Source organism: Bathymodiolus platifrons methanotrophic gill symbiont (assembly GCF_002189065.1).
In the GTDB taxonomy this organism is placed as follows: Bacteria; Pseudomonadota; Gammaproteobacteria; order Methylococcales; family Methylomonadaceae; genus Methyloprofundus.
This window is the reverse complement of record NZ_BDMN01000253.1, coordinates 1-2,078: the sequence shown is the minus strand read 5'-3', so window position 1 is coordinate 2,078 and position 2,078 is coordinate 1. Positions and strand designations below refer to the sequence as shown.

General features: G+C 37.1%; 4 protein-coding genes. 1 reads left to right on the top strand and 3 read right to left on the bottom strand.

Annotated elements, in window-relative coordinates:
• Positions 1 to 502 (top strand): transposase (locus tag CDZ78_RS14085; RefSeq protein WP_140414074.1); only part of this gene is annotated, 502 nt, incomplete at its 5' end.
• On the opposite strand, the gene CDZ78_RS22105 is transcribed toward CDZ78_RS14085, so the two are convergent.
• From CDZ78_RS22105 to CDZ78_RS14075, 3 genes are all read right to left on the bottom strand, one after another.
• Positions 495 to 662, bottom strand: a complete 168-nt coding sequence (locus CDZ78_RS22105; protein ID WP_167374311.1) for a hypothetical protein — start codon at positions 660 to 662, stop codon at positions 495 to 497. The genes CDZ78_RS14085 and CDZ78_RS22105 overlap by 8 nt on opposite strands.
• Positions 659 to 1,180 (bottom strand): GNAT family N-acetyltransferase, encoded by a 522-nt coding sequence (locus CDZ78_RS14080; protein WP_087870580.1) that lies wholly within the window; start codon positions 1,178 to 1,180, stop codon positions 659 to 661. Before CDZ78_RS14080 ends, CDZ78_RS22105 begins: the two co-directional genes overlap by 4 nt.
• A gap of 219 nt (positions 1,181 to 1,399) precedes the next feature.
• Positions 1,400 to 1,855, bottom strand: coding sequence for an RDD family protein (locus CDZ78_RS14075; RefSeq protein WP_087870579.1), 456 nt, complete (start codon positions 1,853 to 1,855; stop codon positions 1,400 to 1,402).
• Positions 1,856 to 2,078 lie beyond the last annotated feature (223 nt).

Below are 2,078 nucleotides of genomic sequence, written 5' to 3'. Positions count from 1 at the left end.
TGTTGTCAAATTATTAAATGAAGCAATGAATCAAGTCAGGATTAGTGAGCGTAAAGAGCATGATGCACTCAAAGGACACAAATATACTTTTTTAAGGAACCGAGAAAACTTAACCAATAAACAAGAAGTTTCATTAGCTGAAATGATTGACCTATATCCTACGTTAGGGCAGGCATATCGATTGAAAGAGCTTTTTAATGACTTATGGTCAATGCCCGATAAAGTATCGGCTGAAGCCTTTCTAAAGCAGTGGTGTGAAGAAGTAGAAAAATCTAAAATCTCAGCATTTATGAAGTTTGTAAAGACCGTTCGGAGTCATTGGTCTGGCATTATTCATTTCGTTGAAACGAAGATTACAAATGGAATTCTTGAGGGAATTAATAGCAAGGTCCAACTGACCAAACGACGAGCAAGAGGTTATCGTAATATTAATAATTTTATCAATATGATTTACTTTCTTTGTGGTAAGTTAAAATTCGACTACCCACTGTATTTCACATAGAGCCATAGTTACTTAACCAGTTATTGTGTTGCAGCGTTTTTAAGGGGATTTGTTTGAGCGCTCTTTTAAATTCTCTGTATTTTTGGTACAGGGTATTAATGTCATCGCTTTGTGTGCTGTTTTTAAGCTCAAAATCATCAATATCATTCAAATTTTTCATGTTGTTGATACCATTTTTTGGGCTGTATCGGCTTCCATCTCGAAAAATTTTAAATCATGCTTATCTTCTGATGAAAGATGGATCATGCCTATGTGCAAATAATATCCCTCAGCTTGCTCTAGTGCATGTAACGAAAAGCCAGGCTGTAACTTGAGTGTTTCGGTGGCGTACGTGATAGCGCATTTTAAAAGCAAGGTTCCAACGCCTTTGAACGCCCTGTTATTAAACAAGCTATCTCTATTCCACGGAGCAACGGCTAGATATTCAATATAAAAAATATCGCCAGTGGATAGCTTTGAGGCTTTTGGGTGGAATATAACACATACACCCTGAGGTTTATCTTCAGCCATTAAAAAGAACCATTCATATTCATCCGTTTTATGCCTGCAGGCTTTTTTAAACCAATCCCAGTGTTTGTCTTGCGTCGATAAGCTATTTAATATTGTTTCTTCTTCAGGTGGTAGTTGTTGTTTTTCTAGGAATTCAAATACTTGGGTATAAAAGGCTGTCCATTGCATGTCGCAGTCATTAGCATATCCTATTTGCCAGCCACACTTAATCTCGTAGGGTGTCGCTTGCGTTAACTTCCCTTTTTGAATGATGATTTGTGGCGATTCGCTTAAACTAATCTTTCCATTAATTAACTATTGTCTGAGTTTTTCAATATCCAATTAGTTTTCCTCTTTGTTTTTCTAATAAATTACATGTGATTTTATCTGTTGTGACACTGTCGAATTTTATAATTTACGTTCAAATTTAACGGGTTCAGGCTTGGTTCTTCTAATAACAACCGTCCCCGCAAGCATGTCGTGAAATCCCCGTTTTCGGCTATCAATACCAACCCAAATTAACCCCATACCTAAAGGAAGTATAGAAACGTAATAGCCTAAATACCTGATGATAAGCTGTTTTGTTGAAGGTTTTTGGCCTGTTTTAGCATCAACAATAGTTAATTTTGTTGCCATTTTCCCGGGAGTGGCTGATTTGTATGTCCAGAAAGCAATTACAGCGATAGCAGGAAGTATGTAGTTTAAGAGAAGGTCCCAAAAACCTAGAATAAAGGAATCACTTAGCCAGTAATCCTCGCCATATATAGCCATCATTAAAGGTAAAACTATTATCAGCATGAGAATTGAGTCAATAATTGCTGCACCTGTTCTAATCCAAAACCCTGCATATTCAACATCATTCACTTATATATTCTCCTGAATATTAAATAAATTATTTTCTATTATGTAACGCCCTATAAACCCAGCTCAACCTTGACAGTTTTTTATTCAGGCTCAAACTTGCCGGCAACGACATCATAAATTATGATGTTTTAATGCTGCTGGTTTATTGTCCGTGTCATTAAATACCAGCCACTTACGCTGCCAGCCATGGAGAGCGAACGCGAGGGCTGGTAGTCCCCAGAAG